This window comes from Comamonas thiooxydans, from assembly GCF_000964545.1.
In the GTDB taxonomy this organism is placed as follows: Bacteria; Pseudomonadota; Gammaproteobacteria; order Burkholderiales; family Burkholderiaceae_C; genus Comamonas; species Comamonas thiooxydans.
Window position 1 is genome coordinate 146,164 of sequence record NZ_BBVD01000003.1, and the last position, 24,672, is coordinate 170,835.

23 protein-coding genes are annotated in these 24,672 nt (G+C 61.3%); 13 read left to right on the forward strand and 10 right to left on the reverse strand.

Annotated elements, in window-relative coordinates; all coding sequences use genetic code 11:
• Positions 1-10: 10 nt before the first annotated feature.
• Together cutA and Cth01_RS04430 are read right to left on the reverse strand one after the other, a co-directional pair.
• Positions 11-385: a divalent-cation tolerance protein CutA gene (gene cutA, locus Cth01_RS04425; RefSeq protein ID WP_034355786.1), complete on the reverse strand. Its 375-nt coding sequence runs from the start codon at positions 383-385 to the stop codon at positions 11-13.
• 42 nt (positions 386-427) lie between these two features.
• A complete protein-coding gene (locus Cth01_RS04430; protein WP_045838602.1) occupies positions 428-1,432 on the reverse strand; it encodes a 2-dehydropantoate 2-reductase in 1,005 nt (334 codons plus the stop codon).
• A gap of 238 nt (positions 1,433-1,670) precedes the next feature.
• On the opposite strand from Cth01_RS04430, the gene Cth01_RS04435 reads away from it, so the two are divergent.
• The gene (locus Cth01_RS04435; RefSeq protein WP_003066698.1) at positions 1,671-1,883 is read left to right on the forward strand and encodes a hypothetical protein; all 213 of its coding nucleotides are present in this window, start codon (positions 1,671-1,673) and stop codon (positions 1,881-1,883) included.
• Positions 1,884-1,965: 82 nt separating this feature from the next.
• On the opposite strand, the gene Cth01_RS04440 is transcribed toward Cth01_RS04435, so the two are convergent.
• The 5 genes from Cth01_RS04440 to Cth01_RS04460 all read right to left on the reverse strand — a co-directional run bounded on the left by Cth01_RS04440 (position 1,966) and on the right by Cth01_RS04460 (position 7,732).
• Positions 1,966-3,414, reverse strand: coding sequence for an aldehyde dehydrogenase family protein (locus Cth01_RS04440; RefSeq protein WP_045838603.1), 1,449 nt, complete (start codon positions 3,412-3,414; stop codon positions 1,966-1,968).
• Between the two features lie 114 nt (positions 3,415-3,528).
• The gene (locus Cth01_RS04445) at positions 3,529-4,458 is read right to left on the reverse strand and encodes a dihydrodipicolinate synthase family protein (protein WP_045838604.1); all 930 of its coding nucleotides are present in this window, start codon (positions 4,456-4,458) and stop codon (positions 3,529-3,531) included.
• An 11-nt stretch (positions 4,459-4,469) separates the two neighbouring features.
• Entirely contained in the window at positions 4,470-5,642 is a 1,173-nt protein-coding gene (locus Cth01_RS04450) for an L-rhamnonate dehydratase (RefSeq protein ID WP_034384313.1), read from the reverse strand.
• Between the two features lie 60 nt (positions 5,643-5,702).
• Positions 5,703-6,752 (reverse strand): 4-hydroxythreonine-4-phosphate dehydrogenase PdxA, encoded by a 1,050-nt coding sequence (locus Cth01_RS04455; RefSeq protein WP_045838605.1) that lies wholly within the window; start codon positions 6,750-6,752, stop codon positions 5,703-5,705.
• Between the two features lie 2 nt (positions 6,753-6,754).
• Positions 6,755-7,732 (reverse strand): Bug family tripartite tricarboxylate transporter substrate binding protein, encoded by a 978-nt coding sequence (locus tag Cth01_RS04460; protein ID WP_045838606.1) that lies wholly within the window; start codon positions 7,730-7,732, stop codon positions 6,755-6,757.
• A gap of 115 nt (positions 7,733-7,847) precedes the next feature.
• On the opposite strand from Cth01_RS04460, the gene Cth01_RS04465 reads away from it, so the two are divergent.
• Positions 7,848-8,792: a LysR family transcriptional regulator gene (locus Cth01_RS04465; protein WP_045838607.1), complete on the forward strand. Its 945-nt coding sequence runs from the start codon at positions 7,848-7,850 to the stop codon at positions 8,790-8,792.
• Positions 8,793-8,951: 159 nt separating this feature from the next.
• Here Cth01_RS04465 and Cth01_RS04470 read toward each other — a convergent pair whose 3' ends face one another.
• Positions 8,952-9,896 (reverse strand): LysR family transcriptional regulator, encoded by a 945-nt coding sequence (locus Cth01_RS04470; protein WP_080746069.1) that lies wholly within the window; start codon positions 9,894-9,896, stop codon positions 8,952-8,954.
• 127 nt (positions 9,897-10,023) lie between these two features.
• Here Cth01_RS04470 and Cth01_RS04475 point away from each other — a divergent pair, with 127 nt between their 5' ends.
• The 4 genes from Cth01_RS04475 to Cth01_RS04490 all read left to right on the forward strand — a co-directional run bounded on the left by Cth01_RS04475 (position 10,024) and on the right by Cth01_RS04490 (position 13,952).
• Positions 10,024-11,598: an MFS transporter gene (locus Cth01_RS04475; protein ID WP_034353767.1), complete on the forward strand. Its 1,575-nt coding sequence runs from the start codon at positions 10,024-10,026 to the stop codon at positions 11,596-11,598.
• A 70-nt stretch (positions 11,599-11,668) separates the two neighbouring features.
• A complete protein-coding gene (locus tag Cth01_RS24545) occupies positions 11,669-12,079 on the forward strand; it encodes a hypothetical protein (protein WP_139032051.1) in 411 nt (136 codons plus the stop codon).
• A 139-nt stretch (positions 12,080-12,218) separates the two neighbouring features.
• Complete coding sequence (locus tag Cth01_RS04485; protein WP_233425108.1) at positions 12,219-13,124, forward strand: 3-hydroxyacyl-CoA dehydrogenase family protein; 906 nt, start codon at positions 12,219-12,221, stop codon at positions 13,122-13,124.
• 12 nt (positions 13,125-13,136) lie between these two features.
• Positions 13,137-13,952, forward strand: coding sequence for a beta-keto acid cleavage family enzyme (locus Cth01_RS04490; protein ID WP_082085636.1), 816 nt, complete (start codon positions 13,137-13,139; stop codon positions 13,950-13,952).
• On the opposite strand, the gene Cth01_RS04495 is transcribed toward Cth01_RS04490, so the two are convergent.
• Both Cth01_RS04495 and Cth01_RS04500 read right to left on the reverse strand, forming a co-directional pair.
• Positions 13,953-14,648, reverse strand: a complete 696-nt coding sequence (locus Cth01_RS04495) for a GntR family transcriptional regulator (RefSeq protein WP_045838610.1) — start codon at positions 14,646-14,648, stop codon at positions 13,953-13,955.
• 6 nt (positions 14,649-14,654) lie between these two features.
• Positions 14,655-16,412: an IlvD/Edd family dehydratase gene (locus Cth01_RS04500; RefSeq protein WP_045838611.1), complete on the reverse strand. Its 1,758-nt coding sequence runs from the start codon at positions 16,410-16,412 to the stop codon at positions 14,655-14,657.
• A gap of 110 nt (positions 16,413-16,522) precedes the next feature.
• Here Cth01_RS04500 and Cth01_RS04505 point away from each other — a divergent pair, with 110 nt between their 5' ends.
• The 7 genes from Cth01_RS04505 (at position 16,523) to Cth01_RS04535 (ending at position 24,645) form a co-directional block, all read left to right on the forward strand.
• Complete coding sequence (locus Cth01_RS04505) at positions 16,523-17,536, forward strand: Bug family tripartite tricarboxylate transporter substrate binding protein (protein WP_045838612.1); 1,014 nt, start codon at positions 16,523-16,525, stop codon at positions 17,534-17,536.
• 53 nt (positions 17,537-17,589) lie between these two features.
• Positions 17,590-18,507: a LysR family transcriptional regulator gene (locus Cth01_RS04510; protein WP_233425104.1), complete on the forward strand. Its 918-nt coding sequence runs from the start codon at positions 17,590-17,592 to the stop codon at positions 18,505-18,507.
• A gap of 176 nt (positions 18,508-18,683) precedes the next feature.
• The gene (gene rpoH, locus Cth01_RS04515; protein WP_003071304.1) at positions 18,684-19,628 is read left to right on the forward strand and encodes an RNA polymerase sigma factor RpoH; all 945 of its coding nucleotides are present in this window, start codon (positions 18,684-18,686) and stop codon (positions 19,626-19,628) included.
• 141 nt (positions 19,629-19,769) lie between these two features.
• The gene (locus tag Cth01_RS04520) at positions 19,770-20,768 is read left to right on the forward strand and encodes a Bug family tripartite tricarboxylate transporter substrate binding protein (protein ID WP_045838613.1); all 999 of its coding nucleotides are present in this window, start codon (positions 19,770-19,772) and stop codon (positions 20,766-20,768) included.
• Between the two features lie 248 nt (positions 20,769-21,016).
• The gene (locus Cth01_RS04525) at positions 21,017-21,760 is read left to right on the forward strand and encodes a sterol desaturase family protein (protein ID WP_034353802.1); all 744 of its coding nucleotides are present in this window, start codon (positions 21,017-21,019) and stop codon (positions 21,758-21,760) included.
• Entirely contained in the window at positions 21,761-22,693 is a 933-nt protein-coding gene (locus tag Cth01_RS04530) for a fatty acid desaturase (RefSeq protein ID WP_045838614.1), read from the forward strand.
• A 17-nt stretch (positions 22,694-22,710) separates the two neighbouring features.
• Positions 22,711-24,645: a StlD/DarB family beta-ketosynthase gene (locus Cth01_RS04535; protein ID WP_045838615.1), complete on the forward strand. Its 1,935-nt coding sequence runs from the start codon at positions 22,711-22,713 to the stop codon at positions 24,643-24,645.
• Positions 24,646-24,672 lie beyond the last annotated feature (27 nt).

Below are 24,672 nucleotides of genomic sequence, written 5' to 3' on the forward strand. Positions count from 1 at the left end.
TATTCAGCCTTCAGAGCTGCACCTGCTGCTTGATCCACTTGGCATAGTCGTTCAGGCAGCGCTCGGTGCGCATGGTGATCTGGGGCACCTCGTAGCTGTGATGGCTGCGCAGCAGCGCGGTCAGCCGCGGCAGGGCCTCGGGCAAGGTCTTGCAGATCAAACGCCATTCGGGGGCAGTCTGCAGCACGCCGTCCCACTCGTAATACGAGGTGATGCGCTCGGTCTGCACGCAGGCCGCAGCCTTGGCCGAGACCAGCGCCCGCGCCATGTCCTCGGCCTCGGCCGAGTGCCCAACGGTCGTCGTCACCACGCACAGCGTGGCCCAATGGCTGTCCTGCGCGGACGCGGACTTGAGAGGTGCGGTCTGGGTAGATGTGGTGCTCATGTCGCCTAGTCTAGGCCCAAGACCGCCCTGCCCGCCACCGCCTTACACCGGATACAGACCCAGCTGCTGCGCGCGCAGCCGCGTCAGTCCCAGCAGCGCATCGGTGAACGGCGTGCTCATGCCGCACATGACGCCCATCTCGCGCACGGCGCCCACCAGGGCATCCAGCTCCACCGGCTTGCCGGCTTCCACATCCTGGAGCATGGAGGTCTTGAAGCCGCCCAGCTTGAGCGTGACCTGATGGCGGTCCTGCGGACTGTCGGCAATCGGCAGGCCGATGCGCGCGCCGATTTCGCGGGCTTCCAGCATCACGGCCGTGATGAAGTTGCGCACCAGCTCATCGCCCAGAATCCTGTCCGTGGTCGCGCCAGTGATCGCACTGACGGGGTTCATGGTCATATTGCCCCAGAGCTTGTACCAGGCGTCGCGCTGGATGTTGTCGCTGAGCCTGAGCTCGAGACCACCCGCACGCAGCAGCTCGGCCAGCGCCAGCAGGCGCGGCGTGGGCGCATCGCCGGACTGTGCCGTGGGCTCGCCGACGATGAGGCTGTTGCCGAAATGCCGGCGCACCACGCCGGGTGCGTCAAGGGAGCAGCTGGCATGCACCACCGATCCGAGCACCTGCTCGGTGGGAATGGCGCGCGCAATCTCGCCCTGCGGATCCACTGTCCTGAGCTGCAGGCCGCGCAGGCTGGCATCCACGCCACCGGCCAGAAACCACCAGGGCACGCCGTTCATGGCGGTCAGCACCAGGGTCTGCGGGCCGATCAGCGGTGCGACGGCACGCGCCACATCGGGCATGGACGGCGCCTTGACGGCAATCACCACCACATCCTGCACGCCCAGAGCGGCCGGGTCCTGCTGCGCATTGACGGCCACGGTCTCGCGCTCCTCGCCATGCACCAGCGTCAGGCCGTTGTGCTGCAGCGCAGCCAGCGTCTGGCCCCGCGCCACGGCGCTCAGCTCGCAGCCGGCCTTGGCCAGCGCCACGCCAAGCCAACCGCCAATGGCTCCGGCACCATAGATACAGACTCTCTTCAGACTCATGCTCTTGTCTCTCCTGTCTTATAGAACTCTCAAAAACAGTAGCTGCCGGTGCTTTACCGTAAAGCATCTGAAGACTATCCACCCTTGAAACCAGGCGAGATCTTCGCGGCCGCTGCTCATTGTTGATACGTTAACAGCAGTATCGACCCGCGCGACACTGAAGGCCGTTGACAGCTGGACACCCCGCACTGCGCGCCATGCCAACTGCCCTGTTCATCGCATTTTCAAGGACCGACTCATGAGCTCCAACACCACCGTCGTCAATCTCACAGCCCAGATCACGGCACTGGCCACTGCCTTGCGCATCGTGCTGGACGCCAGCCCCCAGGCTGCCCAGACACGCGAGCAGCTGGCCGCCGCGCTGGACAAGACCATTCACGACGCGCTGGAAGAAGGGGTCTGGGACAACGCCGACGGCGTCAAGACCATCAGGGCAGCGCTGCTGGGCTGATCGCCACCGCGCCATGAAAAAACCGGGCCCAAGGCCCGGCAAAAGAGAAGCAACAATCAACGATCTCGCTCAGGCCAGCGCATCACGCCAGCGTATAGGCCGTCTTCACCGTGGTGTAGAACTCCTGGGCATAGCGGCCCTGCTCGCGCGGGCCGTAGCTTGAGCCCTTGCGACCGCCGAACGGCACGTGGTAGTCCACGCCCGCCGTGGGCAGGTTGACCATGACCATGCCGGCCTGGCTGTGGCGCTTGAAGTGCGTGGCGTGCTTGAGGCTGGTGGTGGCGATGCCGGCCGACAGGCCGAACGGCGTGTCGTTGGATACGGCCAGGGCTTCGTCGTAGTCCTTGACGCGGATCACGCTGGCCACGGGGCCGAAGACTTCTTCGCGGTTGATGCGCATGCCGGCTTCGGTGTCCACGAACAGCGTAGGCGCCATGTAGTAGCCCTGCTTGCCGCTGCCCGTGTGGCAGGCGACGCGGGCACCGCCTGCGGCCAGGCGCGCGCCTTCGGCCTTGGCAATTTCCACGTAACTCAGATCCTGCTCCAGCTGGGCCTGGCTGACCACGGGGCCCATGTCGGTGCCGGCGGCGCGTGCGTCACCGACCTTGATTTGGGCCATGCGCGCCTGCAGGGCCTCGATGAAGGCGGGGTAGATCTTGTCGGTCACGATGAGGCGGCTGGAGGCCGTGCAGCGCTGGCCGGTGGAGTAGAAGCCGCTTTGGGCCGACAGTTCCACGGCCTGGTTCAGGTCGGCATCGTCCAGCACGATCTGGGGGTTCTTGCCGCCCATTTCCAGCTGCACCTTCTTGCCGCTTTTCACGCAGGCTTCGGCAATGCCGCAGCCCACGCCCGTCGAACCCGTGAAGCTGATGGCCGCCACGTCGGCATGGTTCACCAGGGCTTCGCCGATCACGCGGCCTCGGCCCATGACCAGGTTGAACACACCGGCGGGGATGCCCGAGCGGTGGATGATGTCGGCCAGAGCCCAGGCACTGCCGGGCACCAGGTCGGCGGGCTTCAAGACCACGCAGCAGCCGTTGGCCAGGGCCGGGGCGATCTTCCAGGCGGGGATGGCAATGGGGAAGTTCCAGGGCGTGATCAGGCCGACCACGCCGATCGGCTCGCGCGTGATTTCCACGCCAATGCCTGGACGCACCGACGGCACAGTCTCGCCAGTGAGGCGCAGGCATTCACCCGCAAAGAACTTGAAGATCTGGCCGGCGCGGCCGACTTCGCCAATGGCTTCGGGCAGGGTCTTGCCTTCTTCGCGCGCCAGCAGCTCCCCCAGCTCCGCCTTGCGCGCCAGGATTTCCGTGCCGATCTTGTCCAGGGCGTCGGAGCGCGCCTGGATGCCCGAGGTGGACCAGGCCGGGAAGGCTGCAGCGGCAGCAGACACGGCGGCCTGCACATCGGACGCGCCGCCCTGGGCGTACTCGCCGATCACATCGGACAGATCGCTGGGGTTGGTGTTGGAGGAGTAGCTGTCAGCAGCCGTCCACTGGCCGTTGATCAGGTTGAAATGTGGGGTCATGGATATGCTCTTGATAGAGGAGCTTATTGCGCCTGCTATTCATAGATCTCAGCATGAAAAGCATCTGAATTCTTGAATAAACAAGCGCAACCAGCTCCTGTATTCATAGTCGCCTCAACGGGCCCAGCGCAGCACCAGCGGATCCAGCCGGCGTGCGATGTCGATGAGCTGGCGCCGCACCTCGGGATGCATGGGCGGCCAGGGCGAGCGCGGTGCATCGCAGGCGATCACGCCGCCCTCCTTCATCAGCGCCTTGGCGGCCAGAAAACCGGCCTGACGGTTTTCGTGGTTGATCAGCGGCAGCCAGCGCTGGTACTGCTCGAAGGCCTTGTCCTTGTCGCCTGCACGGTGCGCCTCGATGATGGGGCGAATGCCGTCGGCAAAGCCGCCGCCGGTCATGGCGCCGGTCGCTCCGGCCTCCAGATCAGCCAGCAGCGTGATGGCTTCCTCGCCGTCCCAGGGGCCTTCGATGGCTTCGCCGCCCAGCGCGATCAGCTCGCGCAGCTTGCCCGCCGCACCCGCGGTTTCCATCTTGAAGTAGCTGACCTGCTCGATCTCCCTGGCCATGCGGGCCAGAAAGGCGGGCGACAGCGGCGTGCCCGCGGCCGGCGCATCCTGGACCATGATGGGAATGTCGATGGCGTCGGACACGCCCTGGTAGAAGACCTGCACCTGGGCTTCGCCAAAGCGGAAGGTGGCGCCGTGGTAAGGCGGCATGACCATGACCATGGCGGCGCCCATGTCCTGTGCGCGGCGGCTGCGCTCGGCGCAGATCTTGGTACTGGTGTGCGTGGTGGTCACGATCACGGGCACACGGCCGCCCACATGCTCCAGGGCCGTTCGCGTGAGGACTTCGCGCTCCTCGTCCGAGACCAGGAACTGCTCAGAGAAATTGGCCAGGATGCACAGGCCGTCGACGCCGGAGTCGATCATGAAGTCCAGGCAGCGCTTCTGGCTGGTCAGGTCCAGCGTGCCATCCTCGTGGAAGGTGGTGGGCACGACGGGGAAGATGCCCCGGTAACGGGGATTGGAGAGTCCGGGCATGCTGCGTCTCCTCAATCGATGATGTGGAACTGGTCGAGGTACTCGGTCTTGAGCGTGAGGCCCAGGCCCGGCACGTCGTCGCGCAGCTGCAGGAAGCCGTTGTCGGCAACCGGTTCGCCATCGAAGATGTACCAGAACAGCTCGTTGCCGACTTCCACATCGAAGATGGGGAAGTACTCGGCCATGGGCGAGGCCAGCGTGCTCATGGTCAGGTGGTAGTTGTGCATCTGGCCGGCGTGCGGGATCACAGGCACGGAATAGGCCTCGCACAAGGCATTGATCTTGTGCGCCGCCGTGATGCCGCCCACGCGGTTGGTGTCGTACTGCACGACGGAGACGGCCTTCTTGTCCAGCAGCTGCTTGAAGCCGTAGAGCGAAAACTCGTGCTCGCCGCCCGAGATGGGAACGATGTTCATGGCGTTGAGCTCGGCGTAGCCGTCGATGTCGTCGGCGATCACGGGCTCTTCCAGCCAGCGCGGCTCGAACCTGGCCAGCTTGGGCAGCATGCGCTTGGCGTACTCCAGGTTCCAGCCCATATAGCACTCCAGCATCAGGTCGGTGTCGTAGCCGATCACTTCGCGGATGGCCTCGACGGACTTGAGGTTCTCTTTCACGCCCTCCTGCAAATGGGCCGGGCCGTAGCCAAAGCGCATCTTGAAGGCCTTGAAACCCTGGTCCAGGAATTTCTGGGCTTCGTCCTGCATCTCTTTCAGGTCGGTGCGGTAGAGCTTGCTGTAGTAGCAGGGAATCTTTTCCTTGGTGCGCCCGCCCAGCAGCTTGAACACGGGCTTGTTCACGCTCTTGCCCAGGATGTCCCAGATGGCCAGATCCACGGCCGAGATGGCGGCCATGGTCACGCCCTTGCGGCCCCAGGCATGGGTGGCGCGGTACATGCGCTGCCACAGGTATTCGTAGTCCCAGGGGTCCTGACCGATGACCAGGGGCGCCAGGTACTCGTCGATGATGGCCTTGGCGATTTTGGGCGCCAGGGCCACATTGCCCAGACCGATGATGCCGTCATCGGTTTCGATCTCGACCACGGTCCACGAATGAAAGCGGAAGGTGCTCATGGACTCGGTGTTGGAGTACACCAGATCCATGGCGTTGGAGCAGAAGTTGCCCTGGGGCGGAACGGTCTTGCCCTTCCATTCATAGACACGGGCGCGGACGGACTTGATCTTCATACAGACCTCGAAAGAAAAGAGTGAGTAGGACAGGCGGCCCAGGCCGCCCGGGAAACGGGCTCAGACGGCTGGGGCAGCTTGGCGATCACGGTGGGCGGCCCCCATGCGTGCGGCAATCTGCAGCGCCTGCAAGGTGGCCTCCACATTGGCCTTGCCCTGGCCTGCGATGTCGTAGGCCGTGCCGTGGGCCGGCGTGGTGATGGGAATCGGCAGACCACCCTGCACCGTCACCCCACGTGAGAAGCCCAGCAGCTTGATCGCTATCTGGCCCTGGTCGTGGTACATGGTCACGATGGCCTGGTACTCGCCGGCCTGTGCCTTGAGAAAGATGGTGTCGGCCGGAAACGGGCCGTGGAACGGCGCATCGCTGGGCCAGTCGCGCGCCTGCAGGGCCTGCACTGCGGGCGCGATGATGTCGATTTCCTCGCGGCCGCAGGTGCCGCCGTCGCCGTTGTGCGGGTTGAAGCCGGCAATCGCCACCTTGGGAGCAGCCAGGCCGCTGGCGCGCAAGGCCTTGTAGATCAGCTCGGCCGCCTGGGTTATGCGCTCCACGCTCAGGTAGCCGGCCACATCCTTGAGGGGTACATGCGAGGAAATGCGCGAGGTCCAGAGATCGCCCAGCGTGTTGAACTCGCAGAAGTAGCCGGTCACGCCCAGGTACTCGGCAAAGTGGTGCAGCTCGTCCTCGTGGCGCAGACCGCCAAGCTTCATGGCCTGCTTGTTCAAGGGCGCAAAGCAGATGGCGTCGATATCGCCGCCCAGGGCCGCATCCATGCATTGGTCTAGCACCTGCAGCACCGAGCGGCCGCCCGCCGCTCCCACCTGCCCCGGCACCACATCGGCCTGGGCGACGGTGTCCACGGCCACAAAGGCCGGCAGCCGCGTATCGGCACGCTCGCGCGCAGCGGACAGGCCGGCCAGCGGAACCGTTGCAACCTGCAGTCCGGCGATGCGCTGGCCTTGCTCCCAGAGCCAGGGATCGCCGATCAGCACCAGGTTCGCCTGCTCGGTGGCTTGCGGCCTGGCCAGCAAACGCGCAATCAGTTCGGCGCCGATGCCGGAAGGATCGCCCAGGGTCAGGGCGACAACGGGAAGAGAAGCCTTGCTCATGCTCAGTCCAGCTTGATGTTGTTCTTGCGAATGATGTCGCCGAAGCGCTTGTACTCGGCGAGGTGAAAACTGCCGAAGTCGGCCTGGGGCATGGGCCGCAGCTCGGCACCCACGGCTTCGAGACGGGTCTTGGTCTCGGGCATGGCGATGACCTTGTTGACCTCGTCATGCACTTTCTGCTGAACCGCCTTGGGCGTGGAGGCCGGCATGTAGATGCCGTACCAGGCGCTGATTTCCACGTCGCGCAGACCCGCTTCGGCCATGGTCGGCACCTGGGGCAGCTGAGGGTTGCGCTGGGGCGAAGTGACCGCCAGGGCACGCAGCTTGCCGGCCTTGATCTGGCCTATGACCGAGGGCATGGTGTCGAAGCTCATCTGCACCTGGCCGCTGACCAGATCGACCAGGGCGGCAGCGCTGCCCTTGTAGGGCACGTGGGTGATCTGAATGCCTGCGGCATCCTTGAACACCTCGGCAGCGATATGCTGGGTGCTGCCCGTGCCGCTGCTTGCGAAATTGATCTGATTGGGATTCTTCCTGGCCATGGCCACCAGCTCCGCCACCGTGTTGGCGGCAACGGAGTTGCCCACCACCAGCACATTGGGCACCGAGCCGACAAAGGCCACGGGAACCAGGTCCCGGTTGTTGTCATAGCCGAGCTTGAGCAGATGCGGCGCGATGGCATGGGCCGTGACCACGCCCATGACCATGGTGTGCCCATCCGTGGCCTTGGCCGTCATGTCCACCGCCAGCGTGTTGGAGACGCCGGGCCGGTTCTCCACGATCACCGGCTGCTTGAGCAGCGGCCCCAGCCTGTCGGCCACGGCGCGGGCCATGGCATCGGTGCCGCCTCCGGGCGCAGAACCCACCAGCATGCGCACGGGCTTGACGGGCCAGTTAGCCGAGTCTTGTGCCTGGACCTGCCAGGGCAGCACGGCGGCGCCGCACAGAGCGGCTATGGAAAGTAGATGACGTCTTTGCACATTTGTCTCCTTGGCTTTTTTATTTCATCGCAGCCCGATGCTAGGGAAGGCGCTGATATGCGTAAATTGAAAGTTATTGATTAATCGATAACCTGAAGCAATAAGAAGCCATGCCATGGGATCGATAGACAAGCGCGACAACACGCCACAGTTGCTGAACCGGCTGCGCATGCGCCAGGTGGCCTTGATACTGGCCATCGACGAGCGCCAAACCTTGCGCGCGGCAGCGGCCGAGCTCGGCCTGACCCAGCCTGCCGCCACCAAGATGCTGCAGGAGCTCGAAGACGCCCTGGGCCAGCCGCTGTTCGAGCGCGTGGGCCGCCGGCTGCAGCGCAATGCGGCCGGAGAGCGGGTGCTGGAATATTTCCGTTCGCTGCGCGGCAATATCGAGGCCCTGAATCGCGAACTGGGCGAGCTGCGCCAGGGAAGCTCGGGACGGCTGGCCGTGGGCAGCATCATGGCCGCGTCACCCGGGCGGCTCACCCAGGCCTTGCTGGAGCTGAAAAAGCAGCTTCCCCTGCTGGAGCTGGAAGTGGCCGTGGACACCAGCGATCGCTTGCTGGCCCAGTTGCGTGAAGGGGTGCTGGAGGTGGTCGTCGGGCGCATGACCAATGAAGCCGGCAGCGATTGCAGCTTTCACGCTATCGATGACGAGCAACTGGCCTTCATCGTGTGCGAGGGACATCCGCTGCTGTCGCTGCAGCGGCCCGGTCTGCAGGCTTTGCAGGGACATGGCTGGGTCATGCAGCCGCCCGGCAGCCCCATGCGCAGCTTGATCGAGCAAGAGTTCCGCGAGCACAGTCTGCCGCTGCCGCGCGGTCTGATCGAAACCGGCTCCATACTCACCACCATCAATCTGGTGCGCAGCTCGAACATGGTGGGAGTGATTCCGCGCACGGTGGCGGACCTTCATGCCGCCCACGGCATGCTGCATATCCTGCCGTATCGGACCAAGCACAGTCTGGAGGCCTACGGCAGCCTGGTACGCAAGGACAGGCCCATCAGCCGCTCGGCACAGATGTTCCTGGATCTGCTGCACCATCAACGTACGGTTGCCTGAACAGCGTCTGGCATTCGCTCGAAGTCGATCTTTGCGCACTAGTCAGGTCAGCCCAAATTTAGCCCGGAGTGCTAAAAACCGTCCACCTCCACTTTTCCAAATGCCTTGAGCCTTGAGCCTCAAGCGCAGGCATTGCACGGTGGCGGAAACGCACAAACCTTACCGGGAATGGACCGCATCCTCAGGATTCAGCAAAGCCGGAATCTCGGCCACCAGCGCGTCGATGGCCACCCGCAACTTGCAACGTAATTGCCGTGCCTGTGGCCAGAGTGCATGGATCTCATAGGAGCGTGCCCGATAGTCGGGCAGGATATGTACCAGCTCTCCACGCTTGGCATAGCTGCTCAGCAGCCAGCAAGGGACCCAGGCAATGCCATAGCCCGCCACAGCAGCAGCGGCAATGGCCTGTATATCGTCCATGCTGATCTGGGAGTGCACCTGCAGGCGGTAGTCCGAGCTGCCGCCTCGCCCAGCAACTGGCGAAACATTCCACGGGGCGACGACACCCGAGTGCGAGTAACTGATGACCGCATGACCATCGAGCTCCTCCAGTTTGCCGGGCGTGCCGTGGCGTGCCAGATAGGCCGGGGAAGCTCCGATGCTGATGTGCTGCGTGCCCAGCAGGCGCGCAGACAAGGTGCCGCTGTCTTGCAGTGGGCCTATGCGTATGGCCAGGTCAAATCCCTCCTCGATCAGATCGACTGTACGGTCGCCAAACGACAGATCGATGCTCAGCTGCGGATACAGACGCGTCAGATTCAGCAGTATTGGCGCCACGCACAGCTGCCCAAAGCCTTCTGGCACGCTGACCCGTAGGCGCCCGATGGGCTCCATGCGGCCACTGTCCAGATCCGCCTCGGCTGCATCCAGCTCCTTGAGTGCACGGGTGCAGCGCTCGTAGTAGATCTGTCCTTCCGCAGTCAGGGTCTGGGTACGCGTATTGCGCTGCAGTAGCCTCGAGCCCAGACGTGCCTCCAGCCTGGCAACGGCCTTGCCCACGGCAGAGCGCGTCACGCCAAGCCGCTTGGCAGCAGCAGTGAAGCCGCCCGCTTCCACCACCTGCACAAAGGTGGAGACTCCTTCCAGAGGGTCTTGCACAGTCATGTCGATTGGATCCTTCAGCTCCCCAATGATGGGAAATCAACGCGTAAATTTAAGAATTTTATTCCCATAGACTCGCGTTGAACGTTCTGCGCCAGAACGCAGTTTCCCTTTTCTGGAGTGCGCAACCATGTCCTCGAATGATGTTGATCTCTTGAACACCAGCAGCCTGGAGCCGGCACCGACCCGGCGCAATCGCATTGCGCTGCTATCGGTCTGTCTGGCCTCACTGATGTTCAGCCTTGAAATCTCCAGCGTGCCTGTCATCTTGCCCACGCTGGAGTCCGTTCTGCACAGTGACTTCAAAGACATTCAGTGGATCATGAATGCCTACACCATCGCCTGCGTCTCGGTGCTCATGGCCACCGGGACACTGGCAGACCGGTTTGGCCGCAAGCGGGTCTTTCTGATCTCCATAGCCCTCTTTGCGTTTTCATCGCTGCTGTGCGGCCTGGCATGGAACACACCGATGCTGATTGCCAGCCGCGTGTTCCAGGGGGCCAGCGGCGGCGCCATGCTGATCTGCCTGGTAGCCGTCCTCTCGCATCAATTTCCGCAAGGCGCCGAGCGCAGCCGCGCCTTCAGTACCTGGGGAGTCATGCTCGGCATAGGCTTGGGCTTTGGCCCGCTGATTGGCGGCATGATCGTGGCCCTATCGGACTGGCGCTGGGTGTTCTGGGTACACGTGCTGATTGCCACGCTGACTTTCTTTCTGGCCACCATCGCCGTGCAGGAATCGCATGACCCCAAGGCCGGCGCGCTGGATCTTGCGGGCATCGTCACGCTGTCCCTCGCAGTATTCGGCCTGGCCTTCTTTGTGACGCAGGGCTCCGATACCGGTTTTGGCAGCATGTCTGCGCTGGCCGCCATGGCTGTGGGTCTGCTGAGTTTTGCGACCTTTGTGTGGGTGGAACTGCGTGCCCAGCATCCCATGTTCGACTTCTCCGTCTTTCGGGTGCGCAATTTCTCCGGTGCGCTGATGGGCTCCATGGGCATGAACTTCAGCTTCTGGGCATTCATCATCTACCTGCCCATCTATTTTCAGAGTGCGCTAGGTCAGGATGTCACGGCCGCCGGCGTCTCGCTGCTAGCCTACACCCTTCCCACGCTGGTGTTCCCGGTAGTTGGAGAACGCATCGCCATGCGCTATGGCCCGCGTATCGCCATTCCACTGGGGCTATTCGCCATCGGTCTTGGATTCATGCTGATGCTCGCTGGCAGCCAGCTCGCCAACAGCCACTGGCTTTACGTGCTGCCGGGCTGCCTGATTGCCGGCGCAGGGCTGGGCATCACCAACACCCCGGTGACCAATACCACCACGGCAGCGGTCTCCAGCGCACGCGCCGGCATGGCGTCCGGCATCGACATGAGTGCCCGCATGATTACGCTGTCGATCAATATCGCGCTGATGGGTTTCCTGCTGGTGCATGGCGTGCAGCAGCACCTGCAAACCGCATTGCATGAACCCGTAGATGCTGCTGCGCTGCGCGAGATGGCCAACGGCATTGTCTCTGGCAACCTGCAAGCCCTGTACGCCCTGCAGGCAGGCGCTGACGCAGCCACTTCGCCGCAGGCACTGACAGACATTGCCCGCGAGGCGCTGGTACACAGCTTTGGCGGCGTAATGCTCTATGCCGCCATCGCCGTGTGGCTGCTGGCACTGGGCAGCTTTGTGATCTTTTCGGGTCGCAGGCCAGCCCGGTGACTTTTATGGCGCTCCATGCCGATGGGCAAGAATCTGCTCGCTGATCTGCAACTTGGTTGCCTGCATTGCCATGGACATCGATTTCCTGCCGGGGCTGCAAGCGGCAGGCCTCGACAACATCGCAGGATTGGCAGCCGTGCCACCTGCTGTGTGCTCCAGGCCAGAATCAGCATCCATGCCGAAGTACCACTGCTTGCCTCTCCCGCTCTGGTGCATCTCTTCACCATGCACCTTGTTTCTATTCTTGGTGAATGTCAGTGCAGCACTCCAGGTAGCGTCCACGTTGGTGCCTGCGTGCGGCATAGCTCTGCCCAATGCACTGCCGTGGCAAATTCATGACACGCTCCAAGTCGATCAAAGACTGCGGTACTTTGGCACCGCCTGCGATTTGCTCAATCGTGTCGGCGACTCCTCACGGATAGAAGAGGCACATCGCAATTTATTTAAAAATCAGGATATTTATCCCAATAAATTTGTTTAACAAATTTATCGAAACCATCCAGACTCCCTCCAAGACTCATCGAACTTGGAGACATCCGTTGGAGCAAAAGATTTTCAGTGCGCCTGGGCACTTTTTCCGTCCCTCGCGTTCACATGCTGTTGTTATTGGCGGCGGGACGATGGGAGCCGATGTCGCGGTCGTCCTTTGCCGCGGAGCGTGCAGAACGACTGTTGTCGAGCCCGATGCTGACCGGGCTGCCAAAGTCCCTGAATTGGTCCATCACGGCTTGACCCAACTGGATGCCGCGCAACAGCTTTCCCAACTGTCCGTCGTATCGTCCTTGGACGATCTGGACTGGAGCTCGGTGGACCTGGTGATCGAATGCATCCCGGAGCGTTTGGACATCAAGCAAGCGCTTTTCAAGCAGCTCGAGCAGCGAGCCCGCAAGAATGCATTGCTGGCCAGCAACAGCTCGAGCTTCCCCATCACCGCAATTGCACAAGGCCTGCAAACACAGGAACGCATGCTGGGGCTGCATTTCTTCATGCCTGCGCACCTGACGCCTCTTGTCGAAGTGGTGTGCGGCGAGGCATCCCGCATGGAATGTGCAGAGAACCTTCATGCTTTCATGCGCCAGTGCGGCATGGTGCCGGTGCTGGTCAAGAAGGACTTGCCAGGCTTTTTGGCGAATCGTCTTCAGCACGCGCTGGCTCGCGAAGCTTTTGCACTGATTGAAGCGGGCATTGCATCAGCCGAAGACGTGGATGCAGCCGTGCGCTTTGGCTTCGGCTTTCGCTTTCTTGCAGCGGGCCCCGTGCTTCAGCGCGACCATGCAGGTCTGGAAGTCCACTGCGCCGCTGGAGCAACGATGTATCCATCGCTGGCGGCCAACAAAGAGCCAAGCCCATGCCTTTCGCAAAGAGTGGCTGAGGGCAAATTCGGCATGAAGTCCGGAGAAGGTTTTTTCAAGTGGACTCCAGAGAGCATTGCGCAAGAGAAACAGCGCTACCTGAAGACGCTGCTGGCAGGTCTGGAGCTTCTCAAGAGCGAATTGCCTTCCGTGGGCGACGCTGCCGAGCAATAAGAGGAGCGCATGATGAATACACCTCTGATCATCACCGTTGCCCCCAACGGAGCCTACAAGACCAGGGAGCAGCACCCTGAGGTTCCTCTGACTGCGGCCGATCTGGCACAGACCGCCAAGGAATGCCTGGACTCCGGTGCGTCCATGATTCATATGCATGTACGCAAGCCTGACGGCAAGCATTTGCTCGATGCCAGCGCCTACATTGAAGCCACTGCTGCAGTGCGCAAAGCAGTGGGCCAGGAACTGGTGGTTCAGGTCACCACCGAAGCAGCTCAGGTCTACCAGCCATACGAGCAGATGCGGGTCGCACGCGAAACGGCTCCGGAAGCGATCTCTGTCGGCTTGCGCGAAATACTCAAACCTGAAGTTCCCGAAGCGGATATCCGGTCCTTCTTCACATGGCTCAAGCAGAGCAATGTGATGACCCAGATCATCCTGTATGACGTGGCGGACGTGCAGGCCTGGCAGCGCCTGCTTGCAAGTGGCGTCATCCCGGAAAACAAATGGTTTCTGCTGTTTGTACTGGGCCGCTACTCGGCGGGCCAGACCTCTTCGCCCATCGATCTGCTGCCATTCCTGAATGCCCATGACGATGCCCATCCATGGGCGATGTGCGCCTTCGGCCCGCAGGAAAACGCATGCGCGATGGCTGCTGCAAGTCTTGGAGGCCATGCGCGCGTCGGCTTCGAGAACAACCTGTTCCTGAAGAGCGGCGAGCCGGCAGCAAGCAATGCAGCCTTGGTCGCCCAGGTTTGCCAGGGGGCCGCAGCGCTGGGCCGCCCTCTGGCCACGGCTCACGATATTCGAGACATGTTCCTGAACTGATCAGCACTTCAAGTGCAGTAGCGCCTCTTGTGCCTTCAAGTAGTGATCTCTTGGAGGCACAAGATGGTCTGCCGTCAGGCGGATCAGACGCTCCCTCGCCCCCTCCCCTTCCGCCAGCACCGCCAGCAGCTCGTGATGCTCCTTTTGGGATTGCAGCTGACGCTCTCTGGACATCAGCGTTCCAAATCGAATCGCATGCGTTTGGCGCGCGAAGTCTTCGATGGACTGCGACAGAAAAACATTGCCGCATTGAGCAAACAAAAGCCGATGAAACTCCTGGTTGGTTCGAAAAATGCCGCGCGGGTCCTGTTGCTGGATAGCTGCGTCATGCCCGGTCTGAATGCGCCTGAGCTGCTCCAGGGCATCACGGTCCAGAGGCAGCGCAATTCTGCGCATCGCCTCCAGCTCGAGCAGCTCTCTCATTTCGTAGAGATGAATGACTTCATCTCTGCTGAAAGCCTTCACCATGGAGCCAATATTGCGCCTGCGCTCAAGCAGGCCAGCACTTTCCAGTTGAGCCAATGCGTCTCGCACCACATGACGTTTGGCTGCGAACCGTTCCATCAGATCATCTTCGACAAGACGCACTCTGGGAGCCAAGAGGCCCAGAACAATGTCTTCCTCCAATGTCGCGGCAATCACGGATGCACCGTCCTCGGATGGACGGCGCTCCTTGGCAAAAGCGCCCGTCGGCATATGAACTTAACTCCTTGGAATCGAACCCTTGCGCTGCGTCGCGGTCAAGAAATCAAAGTCTGCGCCACGATCGGCCTGCAAAACAGTTTTCTTGAACAGATGCGCGTAACCGCGCTCTGCCACAGGAACTTGAACAGGCTTGGCATTCTGACGCATAGCCAGCTCTCCCTCACTGACCAGCCATTCAATACAGCGCTCGCGCACCGACAGGCGAATTCTGTCCCCGGTTTGCACCCAGGCCAATGGACCGCCAATCGCCGCCTCTGGCGTCACATGCAGGACGATGGTGCCGAAAGCGGTGCCGCTCATACGGCCATCGGAGACGCGTACCATGTCTTTAACGCCTTGAGCAGCGAGTTTCTTCGGAATGGGCAGGTAACCCGCTTCCGGCATCGCCGCTGCTTTGGGGCCGATATTCTTGAGCACCAGCACATCCTCGGCCCGCACATCAAGCTCGGGCGAGTCGATACGCGCAGCCAGATCCTCCGCATTCTCGAAGACAACGGCACGGCCCTCATGCTCCATCAGCTCGGGGTTGGCTGCGGACTGCTTGATGATGGCGCCTGCCGGGGCAAGATTGCCGTGCAGCACGGCAATGCCTCCCTGCGGATACAAAGGGGCATCCAAAGTCTTGACCACATGCTGCTTGAAGCCTGGGCCGGCTGCCTCCAGCTCCTCGCCCAGGGTGCGCCCCGTCACGGTCAGAGCATCCAGATGCAGCAGGGGCTTGAGCTCTCGAAGCAGGGTATGCATGCCGCCGGCTGCATGAAAGTCCTCCATGTAATGGTCGCCGGACGGCTTGAGGTCGAGCAACACGGGAGTATTGCGGCTCATGACGTCCAAAGCCTTGAGATCGAGCTCGTAGCCCAGGCGACCCGCGATCGCGGCCAGATGCACGATGGCATTGGTCGAGCCGCCCATGGCCAGCAACACCCGCATGGCATTTTCGAAGGCAGCAGGCGTGAGAATCTTGTCAATGCTCAGTCCCGCACGCGCCATGTGCACAGCCACCTCACCGGATCGCTCCGCAATTCGAATGCGGTCGGCAGTAACCGCTGGAGGAGTTGCACTGCCAGGAATGCCAATCCCCAGAGCCTCTGCAATGCAGGCCATCGTGCTGGCAGTGCCCGCCACCGAGCAGGTCCCCACGCTGGCGACAAGCTGATTGTTGACGTCGGAAATTTCCTCAGCATCAATTTCTTCGGCACGAAATTTTCCCCAGTAGCGCCGGCAATCGGTGCACGCACCCACTCTTTCGCTTCGATGCGATCCCGTGAGCATGGAGCCGGTGACCAGTTGCACTGCCGGCAGTCCGACCGAAGCAGCTCCCATCAGCTGAGCCGGCACTGTCTTGTCACACCCCCCGATCAGCACGACCGCATCCATGGGTTGCGCTCGCAGCATCTCCTCCGTATCCATGGACATGAGGTTGCGCAGGTACATGCTGGTCGGCTGGGAAAAGCTCTCGTGCAGCGAGATGGTCGGGAAGTCCATGGGCAGGCCGCCTGCCATCAGGATGCCGCGCTTCACCGCCTCAATCAATTGCGGCATGTTTCCGTGACAAGGGTTGTAGGAGCTGCCTGTGTTCGAGATACCAATCACAGGTCTGTCCAGCGCCTTGTCGGTATAGCCCGCCCCCTTGATGAAGGCCTTGCGCAAAAAGAGAGAGAAACCGCGATCACCGTAGTTGGTGAGTCCTTTGGAAATGCCGCTCGAAGCGGCTTCCGGATGAATCGTGGCTTGCTGGTCTGGCTTGTTCGTCATGGGAGGGTTAACCATTGTTGATGCACTGATTATTAATAATATTATTGATTAAAAGAAAAATCGAGCGCTCAAACAAGAAAGCGCATACCTGAAAACCCTAAGGAGACTTCATGAAACCCACAGAACCCGTCAATCCGGGCATGCGCCACCGCAAGCTCGTTACCCTGCTTGCAACCGCCCTCGTCGCATCTGGTGCATCGGGAGCAGCCTGTGCGCAAACTGACTACCCCACCAAACCCGTGAGGCTGGTGGTTCCCTATGCGCCGGGCGGAGCGACAGATGTCATCGGCCGCGTTCTTGCCAAGCAGCTTTCAGACGCACTCGGGCAGCAGTTCGTCGTCGACAATCGCGCCGGAGCTGGCGGTAGCCTTGGTGCAGGTCAAGTCGCCAAATCACCTGCTGATGGCTACACCTTGCTGATGGGTGCATTCACAAGCCACACCATCAATGCAGCGCTAACGCCTGCTGCGACTCCTTTTGACATCCATAAGAGCTTCTCTCATATCTCCGTCGTAGGTACCGTTCCGCTGGTATTTGTGGTCAACCCCAATGTTCAGGCGAAGTCCGTCAAGGAACTGGTAGCGCTTGCCAAGGCCAGCCCCGGCAGCGTCACGTTTGCATCCGCAGGCAATGGCTCGCCTCAGCATCTCTCGATCGAGATGTTCAAGCGTCAGACACAGGTTGAAGTCGTTCATGTGCCCTACAAAGGCAGCGGACCCGCTCTTTCCGATCTGCTCGGCGGTCAGGTCAACGCCATGATTGACACCGTTCCTGCCGCACAAAGCCAGATCAAGGCAGGCAAGCTCCGGGCCCTGGCCACAACGACCAAAGAACGCGTTGCCTCGATTCCAGACATCGCTACTGCCGTGGAAGCTGGATTTCCAGACATGCAGGTCAGCTCCATGTTTGCACTTTCGGCACCTGCAGGAACTCCAGGTGCAGTCATTCAGAAGATCAATTCAGCGCTGAAAGTGATTCTGTCCAAGCAGGATGTCAAGGACTCCATGCTCGCCCAGGGGACTATTGCTACCTACAGCACGCCGGACGAGTCGGCCAAGATCATCAACGCCGAGTACGCCAAGTGGGCCCGATTGATCAAAGACAGCGACATCAAGGCTGAATAAGCGAAGATAGCGGAGCTCCAGGACGCTGCAGCTCCGCTACCTATACTGCTGTGGTGGAAGCCAATCTATCAACCAAAGACCTGAGAGCGGTAGTAGCCCTGAGCCAGACCAAGAGCTTTGGTCAAGCCGCCCTCCTGGTTCACCTCTCCCAATCTGCGCTGTCGGCCCTGATTGCGCGTGTGGAAGCCCAAATCGGAGCAAGACTGTTTGAGCGCACCACTCGCGCTGTCGAGCTGACCGATGCGGGGCATGTTTTTATTGCCCATGCCCAGGAGATCTTGCGAGATACGCAGCGAGCCCTACGGGCCGTGACGGACACCGTCCAGCTCAGAACGGGATCGGTGACGGTTGCAGCACTTCCTTCTTTGGCCGCCTCGCTGCTGCCAAAGGTCTTTGCCGAATTCACGCGGATTCATCCCGGGGTACGCTTGTCCTTGCTTGATACCTTATCGGGCCCTGCGTTTGATCTCGTTCGTGATGGCAAGGTCGACTTTGCACTCACTGCAGCAGATCCCAAGCAAGAAGACCTCGCCTATGAGCAATTGATGGAGGACCAGTTCTTTCTCATCTGTCCCGATGACCATCCTCTATCCAAGCAGGCAGGTCCCGTCCCGATCGAGAACACCTTGGACTATCCGCATGTCTCCATGCCCAGTTCTGCCAGCGTCCGCCAGTACATTGATGCGGATCTGCACTCAAAAGGGCTCTATTTCGCTCCCGTCTTTGAAGTTGACCATATTGCAACCATAGGAGCTCTGGTCAGTGCGGGCCTGGGCATCAGCGCACTACCTGAAACAGCCGTATCGCTGTTGCAAGCTGGCCGCCTTGTGCAGATTCCTTTGTCGTCCCCCGGAATTCAACGTCCTTTGGGCATGGTGATGCGCCGCCACGCACCTCGAAGCTCGGCGGCCAAGGCATTGGAGGCGTTAATCAGAGCGAGCCTGCACAACCTGGCCTCTCATTCAAGCTAGTGCACTACAGCAGATGCCAGGAAAGAGAGAGGTCGAAGGGAATGTAAAAAATTCTCCACGAATCGACACGAGCCGCCTGAACCGTCAAAAACCAACAAAAGCTGTGGGAACTTTGTCTTTAGCACTCTCTCTAACGGAGTGCTAATATGAAGATCATGGAAGAAAGGAAACCTGCAATGAAAACTGCCTCCGGCTCCATTGCTACTGCCTTGGCGCCCGCGAACCCCTGGGCGCTGGTACCTCCGCTGGGCAACCTGGATGCCTATATCTCGGCGGTCAATCGTATGCCAATGCTCACCCTTGAGGAAGAGCAGGACTACGCTCGCAAGCTCAAAGAACACAATGATCTGGACGCCGCCGGGCGTCTGGTGATGTCTCACCTGCGTCTGGTCGTCTCCATCTCGCGCCAGTACCTGGGCTATGGCCTGCCTCACGGCGACCTGATTCAGGAAGGCAATGTGGGCCTGATGAAGGCTGTCAAACGCTTCGACCCCGATCAGGGCGTGCGTCTGGTCAGCTACGCCATGCACTGGATCAAGGCGGAAATCCACGAATACATTCTGAAGAACTGGCGCATGGTCAAGGTCGCCACGACCAAGGCCCAACGCAAGCTGTTCTTCAATCTGCGCTCGATGAAGCATGACCTGAAGTCCGATGCCGCCATGGCGGACGAAGAGCTGGCCCTGCGCGAGACGCTGACCTCGAACGAAATTGACGCGGTTGCTGCAAAGCTCAACGTCAAGCGTGAGGAAGTCATCGAGATGGAAACCCGTCTAGCCGGTGGCGATGTGCTGCTGGATCCCTCTCCCAGTGATGATGGAGAACAGGCCTTCGGCCCTATCGCCTACCTGGCTGATGCCAGTCACGAGCCTACAGCCATGCTTGAATCGCGCCAGCGCGATCATCTGGCAACCGATGGCCTGGTAATGGCCCTTGAGGGACTGGATGACCGCAGCCGCCGCATCGTTGAAGAGCGCTGGCTCAAGGTCAATGACGACGGCTCTGGCGGCATGACGCTGCATGAGCTGGCTGCCGAATACGGTGTGAGCGCCGAGCGCATTCGCCAAATTGAGGTAGCCGCCATGAAAAAGATGAAAAAAGCGCTGGCCGAGTTTGCGTAAACGCCAACTTGCGCAGCAAGGCTTAAAAAGGCTGAAATGCTGAACCTCAAACCCGGATAATTTCCGGGTTTTTTATTTGTCGAAAGACATGCTGCACTCATGGGCAGCCATCAACCATCAAGAATTCACAAGAGACCTGCCATGCCTATTCGCACTTCGCGCATCCTGAAGAACCTGTCCCGCCGCAGCCTGGTTGCAGCAGGAGTCGCCATGGTGGCGACAGCAATGGCTCCAGCCACCATGGCAGCCGACAACTGGCCCGACAAGCCCCTGCATCTGATCGTGGGCTTTCCCGCAGGCTCCTCGCCCGATCTGACGGCCCGCGCATTGGCCGAGCCATTGGAGAAGAAGCTGGGTCAGACCATCATCGTGGAGAACCGCGTGGGGGCCGGCGGCAATATCGCCGGCGAATATGTCGCCAAGGCTGATGGCTACACCTTCAGCGTGATGATCAACGGCAATATGACCATTGCCAAGATGCTCAACCCTGCCGTGCGCTATGACCCCATCAAGGACCTGCAGCCCGTGAGCCTGATCGGCGTGGCTCCGCTGGTGCTGGTAGCCCCCGCGTCGGCCCCACAAGGCAAAGCCTTCATGGAAGCGGCCGCCAAGGCTGGCGACAAATGGAGCTATGGCTCGCCCGGTGTCGGTACCGTGGGCCATCTGGGCATGGAACTGCTCAAGAGCCGCTCGGCCATCAAGGCCGTGCACGTGCCCTATACCGGCTACCCCCAAGTGTTCAACGGCATTCAGGGCGGCGATTTGAAGCTGTCCATGCTCCCTCCGGCACTGGCAATGGCACAGATTCAGGCCGGCAAGCTGCACGGCATTGGAGTGACCTCTGCGGCACGCAGCCCGCTGGCTCCCGGCCTTCCCAGCCTCAAAGAGCTCGGCGTCAACAACTTTGATCTGGAAATCTGGAACGCCGTGGCTGCTCCCAGATCCATGCCCAAGGCCCATGTGGACAAGCTGGCAGCCGCCGTCAGCGAGATCGTGCGTACGCCCGAGATGCGCCAGAAGCTGTCCATGCAAGGCTGGCAAGCCGTGGGCAGCTCGCCCGAGGGCCTGAGCAACCGCATCCAGCAGGATGTGAAGGCGCTGGGCACCATCATTCGCGAGCAGGGAATCACGGCGCAGTAAACACGCCCCCTGAGCCGCTTTGCGGCTTCCCCCGAGGGGGACGACGGCCTCGCTGCGCGGCGGCGCTTGCTCGCTGTCACGCAGATGAAGTGCGCCTGTTTCCCTCCATCCCACACGCTGAAGCGACTCCGGGTATCAACGAGAGCTACTGCGGCGTCCTTTATCATGCGCCCGACAGGCATGGGTTTACGCTATGCCGTCGGGCGCATTGTTGTATCTAGGGCAGCGCCACCGCTTTTGGAGCCTTCATGGACGCTGGTACCTGGTTCACGCAGCTCAATGCCTGGCAAGTCATGGCATTGGGCCTGGTTTTTTTCGGGGGTATTTATCTGCTGGGCGGCCTGCTCATGGCAGCACTGACAGCGGCCCTCGCGCGCGCGGGCATAGGCAGGCCGCTCGATACGCGCCCGCTCAAGCCCGATCAGCTAAAGCGTGAATGGCGCCAGTCCTTTCATTCCATACTGATCTTCGGCACAGGCATGATCGTTCCATGGGGCTTTCTGCAACTAGGCTGGGCCCAGCTCTCGCCCACCGCCAGCGCCGGGCGCATCGCTGTGGAGATCTTTGCGCTGCTGATCTGGAACGATGTGCACTTCTGGATCAACCACCGCCTGCTGCACACGCGCCGCCTGGTGCGCTATCACGGCGACCATCACCGCTCCGTGGTGACAACCCCCTGGTCCACCTACAGCTTCCACCCCATCGAGGCACTGATGCTGGGCAACATCATCTTGCTGCCCATGCTGGTGCATGACTTCTATTTCTGGTCGCTGGCCTCGGTGCCGGTGTTGAGCCTGATCCTGAATCTGATCGGCCACTCCAACTACGATTTTTTCCCCTCAGTCCCCGACACCCATCCACTGGCCGCCAGCCGCCGTCACCATCTGCACCACGCGCGCCCGGCAGGCAACTATGGCTTTGCGCTGGCCTTCATGGACCAGCTCATGCGCACGCGGGTCGCAGACAACACCCCCAAAAGCTCCAGTCACTGAATGAGCAGGCACCCAGGCCAGCGCCGATATCCAGTCCTGCGCCACTGGCGGGACTGGCAATCCGTCTTCTACATGCTCCTGCTGCCGCTGCTCGTGTGGTGGCAATGGAGGCATGGCTTCAGCTTCATTCTCTACGGCATCGAGCTGTTTCTGACATTGGGAATAGGCGTTATTCACCACAACCACACCCATGTGCGCATGTGGTGGGGGCGCTGGACCAACCGCTTCACCGATTACTGGCTGACCCTGCTTCAAGGCCACCCCACCTTTGTGTTCTGGCCCGCCCATGTGGCCAATCACCATCGATTTCGCCATGGACCGTGCGATCTGGCACGCACCTACCGGCCAGAATGGGGCGGCGATACCAATCATCTGTGGGGCTATCTGATTCACCCGGTGCAGGCGGCTTTTGTGCTGTATCCGCTGTTCTTTCGCTGGCTGAACAATCTGCACCGTCACTGGCCTGGCGCCTTTCGCTACTGCATGGGGCAATACGCGCTGTGGCTGGGAAGCTGGGGCTTCTTTCTCTGGCTGGACTGGCAAAAGGCGTTGCTCTTCATCATCGTTCCCCAGTTGCACGGCCTGCACTGGCTGCTGGCTACCAACTACCTGCAACATGCCCACGCCGATGGAAGGCCGCTGAGCAGAGCACAGCGCAATACTCCAGGTATCGAGCTGAACTACGCGCGCAACTTTGAAGGCTTGGTCAACCCCCTGCTTTTTAATATTGGCCTGCACACCGCGCACCATGAATGCCCGCATGCGCACTGGTCCGAACTGAGCGGACTGCATGAGCGCATTTACCGTCAACGGGTCACACCTGCATTGAACGAAGGTGGCCTGCTGCCTTATATGGGACGCGTGTTTGTATTGGGTCTGGTCTGGCCCGCGGCAAGAACCCAGCCGCAGATGCCGCCCGACGCTGTGAAGTAAAAACCTGTTGAGGATCTATGCCTGTTGCCTATTCCAACGTCTATCTGCAATCTGCCGGCATGTTTCTGCCTGGTACCCCGGTGGACAATGCTGGCATGGATGCGTTTGTCGCGCCGCTGAACCGCATCTCCGAGCGCATCAAGCGCCGCATCCTGGCCGAAAACGGCATCCAGACCCGTCATTACGCCATCGATGGTGAAGGCCAGACGGTATTCAGCAACGCCCAGATGGCAGCCGGAGCCATCGAGGAGACTCTGGCCCTGGCTGGCAAAAAGCTCGGCGATATCGGCTTTCTGTCCAGCGGCTCCTCGGGGGGGGACGCGCTGATGCCCGGCTTTGCCAGCATGATTCAGGGCGAAATGGCCGCCCCGCCCATGGAAACGCTTTCTGTGCATGGGGTCTGCGCCGCCAGTGTGGGCGCCATGCAGGCCGCAGCCATGGCCGTGGAAAGCGGCGCCCATGCGCTGGCCCTGTCGGTGGCCAGCGAAATGCCCTCGCGCCTTTTCAAGCGTTCGCGCTTTGCAGCCCAGGGCTATGACACCGATTTCGACGCCCACTTTCTGCGCTGGATGCTGTCCGACGGCGCGGGCGCCGTTCTGCTGGGCGGCCCCAAGGCCCTGCCCCAGGTCAACGGACTGCGCCTCAAGCTCAAGTGGACGCACCAGCGCAGCTTTGCTGGCGACTACCCCGTGTGCATGCAGCTGGGCATGACTGCCGATCGCGGCAAAAGCCATCTGGATTTCCCTGCCTGGAGCGACGCCGAAGCCGCTGGCGCCCTGGCACTGCGCCAAGACATTCGCCTGCTACCGCATCTGTTCGATGTCTGCATTCACGAATATGCAGCCCTGGCCCACCAGGGCTGGGTGCCCGAACGCGGCATCGACCACTTTCTCTGCCACTACTCGTCGGAGCGCTTCATTCCCGTGGTCGACGAGCTGCTGGGCAAGGCCCAGCTCAGCATTCCACGCGAGCGCTGGTGGAGCAATCTGGCCTGGCGCGGCAACACGGGTGCAGCCTCCATCTTCATCATGCTGTCGGAGTTTCTGCAAAAGCAGGGCCAGAGCCTGAAAGCCGGCGACACCGTGCTCTGCTTCATCCCTGAGTCGGGCCGCTTCACCGCAGGCTATATGCTATGGGAAGTAGAGCTTGACACGCAGACACACAAAGCGATTGAGGCCAATTTCCCTCAGAAATCCGTGCACACTACGGCGCAAGCAGATGACGCGCTTCCCGATGTTTCGACCATCGCCGCGCCCCATGACCCGGCCGCTGCGCCATCGCAGCTGGCTCCGCTGCTGACAGAGCTGGCCAGCATCTGGCAGGATTACCGCAGCAATGTCTGGCGCACGCCCCTGCTCCAGCGCATGCGCACACGCCAGTTGCAGATCACCGACTATCTGCGCTGGATGAGCCACTGGATTCCCCAGGTGCGCGAAGGCAGTCTGTGGATGCGCGAAGGCGCGGCCTCGCTGACCGGTGACTACGCCACGCTGGCCTCGCTGATCGACCTGCATGCTGGTGAGGAGCAGAACGACTTCAAGATTCTGCACAGCGACTATCTGAAGGCCGGCGGCACCGAGACCGACATCAACCGCCTGCGCCGCAACCCCGGCGGCGAAGCGCTCAATGCCTATCTGCACAGCCTGGCTGCCACGCCCAACCCGATCGGCCTGCTGGGCGCCATCTACATCATCGAAGGCACGGGCCAGCGCATCGTTCCCAGCCTGCTGCCCCTGCTGCGCCAGAGCCTGCCGCTGCCGCCCGATGCCTTCCGCTTTCTCGAATACCACGGTGCCAACGACGAGAACCACCTGGAGCGCTGGCTGCTGGCCGTGCAGATGGCGCTGGAGCTGGACAGCGAAGGCACGGCCCAGCAGGCCATACTGCAGACCGCACGCAACACGGCCGCCATGTACCTGATGCAGTTCCAACATGTGCTGACCGAGCGCTAACCAGAAACAGCAAGAAGCACCGGGAGG

What these genes read in the sequence shown, in the direction of transcription:
- cutA (WP_034355786.1), bottom strand. Translation starts at nt 385, where the DNA reads ATGAGCACCACATCTACCCAGACCGCACCTCTCAAGTCCGCGTCCGCG.
- Cth01_RS04430 (WP_045838602.1), bottom strand. Translation starts at nt 1,432, where the DNA reads ATGAGTCTGAAGAGAGTCTGTATCTATGGTGCCGGAGCCATTGGCGGT.
- Cth01_RS04435 (WP_003066698.1), top strand. Translation starts at nt 1,671, where the DNA reads ATGAGCTCCAACACCACCGTCGTCAATCTCACAGCCCAGATCACGGCA.
- Cth01_RS04440 (WP_045838603.1), bottom strand. Translation starts at nt 3,414, where the DNA reads ATGACCCCACATTTCAACCTGATCAACGGCCAGTGGACGGCTGCTGAC.
- Cth01_RS04445 (WP_045838604.1), bottom strand. Translation starts at nt 4,458, where the DNA reads ATGCCCGGACTCTCCAATCCCCGTTACCGGGGCATCTTCCCCGTCGTG.
- Cth01_RS04450 (WP_034384313.1), bottom strand. Translation starts at nt 5,642, where the DNA reads ATGAAGATCAAGTCCGTCCGCGCCCGTGTCTATGAATGGAAGGGCAAG.
- Cth01_RS04455 (WP_045838605.1), bottom strand. Translation starts at nt 6,752, where the DNA reads ATGAGCAAGGCTTCTCTTCCCGTTGTCGCCCTGACCCTGGGCGATCCT.
- Cth01_RS04465 (WP_045838607.1), top strand. Translation starts at nt 7,848, where the DNA reads ATGGGATCGATAGACAAGCGCGACAACACGCCACAGTTGCTGAACCGG.
- Cth01_RS04470 (WP_080746069.1), bottom strand. Translation starts at nt 9,896, where the DNA reads ATGACTGTGCAAGACCCTCTGGAAGGAGTCTCCACCTTTGTGCAGGTG.
- Cth01_RS04475 (WP_034353767.1), top strand. Translation starts at nt 10,024, where the DNA reads ATGTCCTCGAATGATGTTGATCTCTTGAACACCAGCAGCCTGGAGCCG.
- Cth01_RS24545 (WP_139032051.1), top strand. Translation starts at nt 11,669, where the DNA reads ATGGACATCGATTTCCTGCCGGGGCTGCAAGCGGCAGGCCTCGACAAC.
- Cth01_RS04485 (WP_233425108.1), top strand. Translation starts at nt 12,219, where the DNA reads ATGGGAGCCGATGTCGCGGTCGTCCTTTGCCGCGGAGCGTGCAGAACG.
- Cth01_RS04490 (WP_082085636.1), top strand. Translation starts at nt 13,137, where the DNA reads ATGAATACACCTCTGATCATCACCGTTGCCCCCAACGGAGCCTACAAG.
- Cth01_RS04495 (WP_045838610.1), bottom strand. Translation starts at nt 14,648, where the DNA reads ATGCCGACGGGCGCTTTTGCCAAGGAGCGCCGTCCATCCGAGGACGGT.
- Cth01_RS04500 (WP_045838611.1), bottom strand. Translation starts at nt 16,412, where the DNA reads ATGACGAACAAGCCAGACCAGCAAGCCACGATTCATCCGGAAGCCGCT.
- Cth01_RS04505 (WP_045838612.1), top strand. Translation starts at nt 16,523, where the DNA reads ATGAAACCCACAGAACCCGTCAATCCGGGCATGCGCCACCGCAAGCTC.
- rpoH (WP_003071304.1), top strand. Translation starts at nt 18,684, where the DNA reads ATGAAAACTGCCTCCGGCTCCATTGCTACTGCCTTGGCGCCCGCGAAC.
- Cth01_RS04520 (WP_045838613.1), top strand. Translation starts at nt 19,770, where the DNA reads ATGCCTATTCGCACTTCGCGCATCCTGAAGAACCTGTCCCGCCGCAGC.
- Cth01_RS04525 (WP_034353802.1), top strand. Translation starts at nt 21,017, where the DNA reads ATGGACGCTGGTACCTGGTTCACGCAGCTCAATGCCTGGCAAGTCATG.
- Cth01_RS04530 (WP_045838614.1), top strand. Translation starts at nt 21,761, where the DNA reads ATGAGCAGGCACCCAGGCCAGCGCCGATATCCAGTCCTGCGCCACTGG.
- Cth01_RS04535 (WP_045838615.1), top strand. Translation starts at nt 22,711, where the DNA reads ATGCCTGTTGCCTATTCCAACGTCTATCTGCAATCTGCCGGCATGTTT.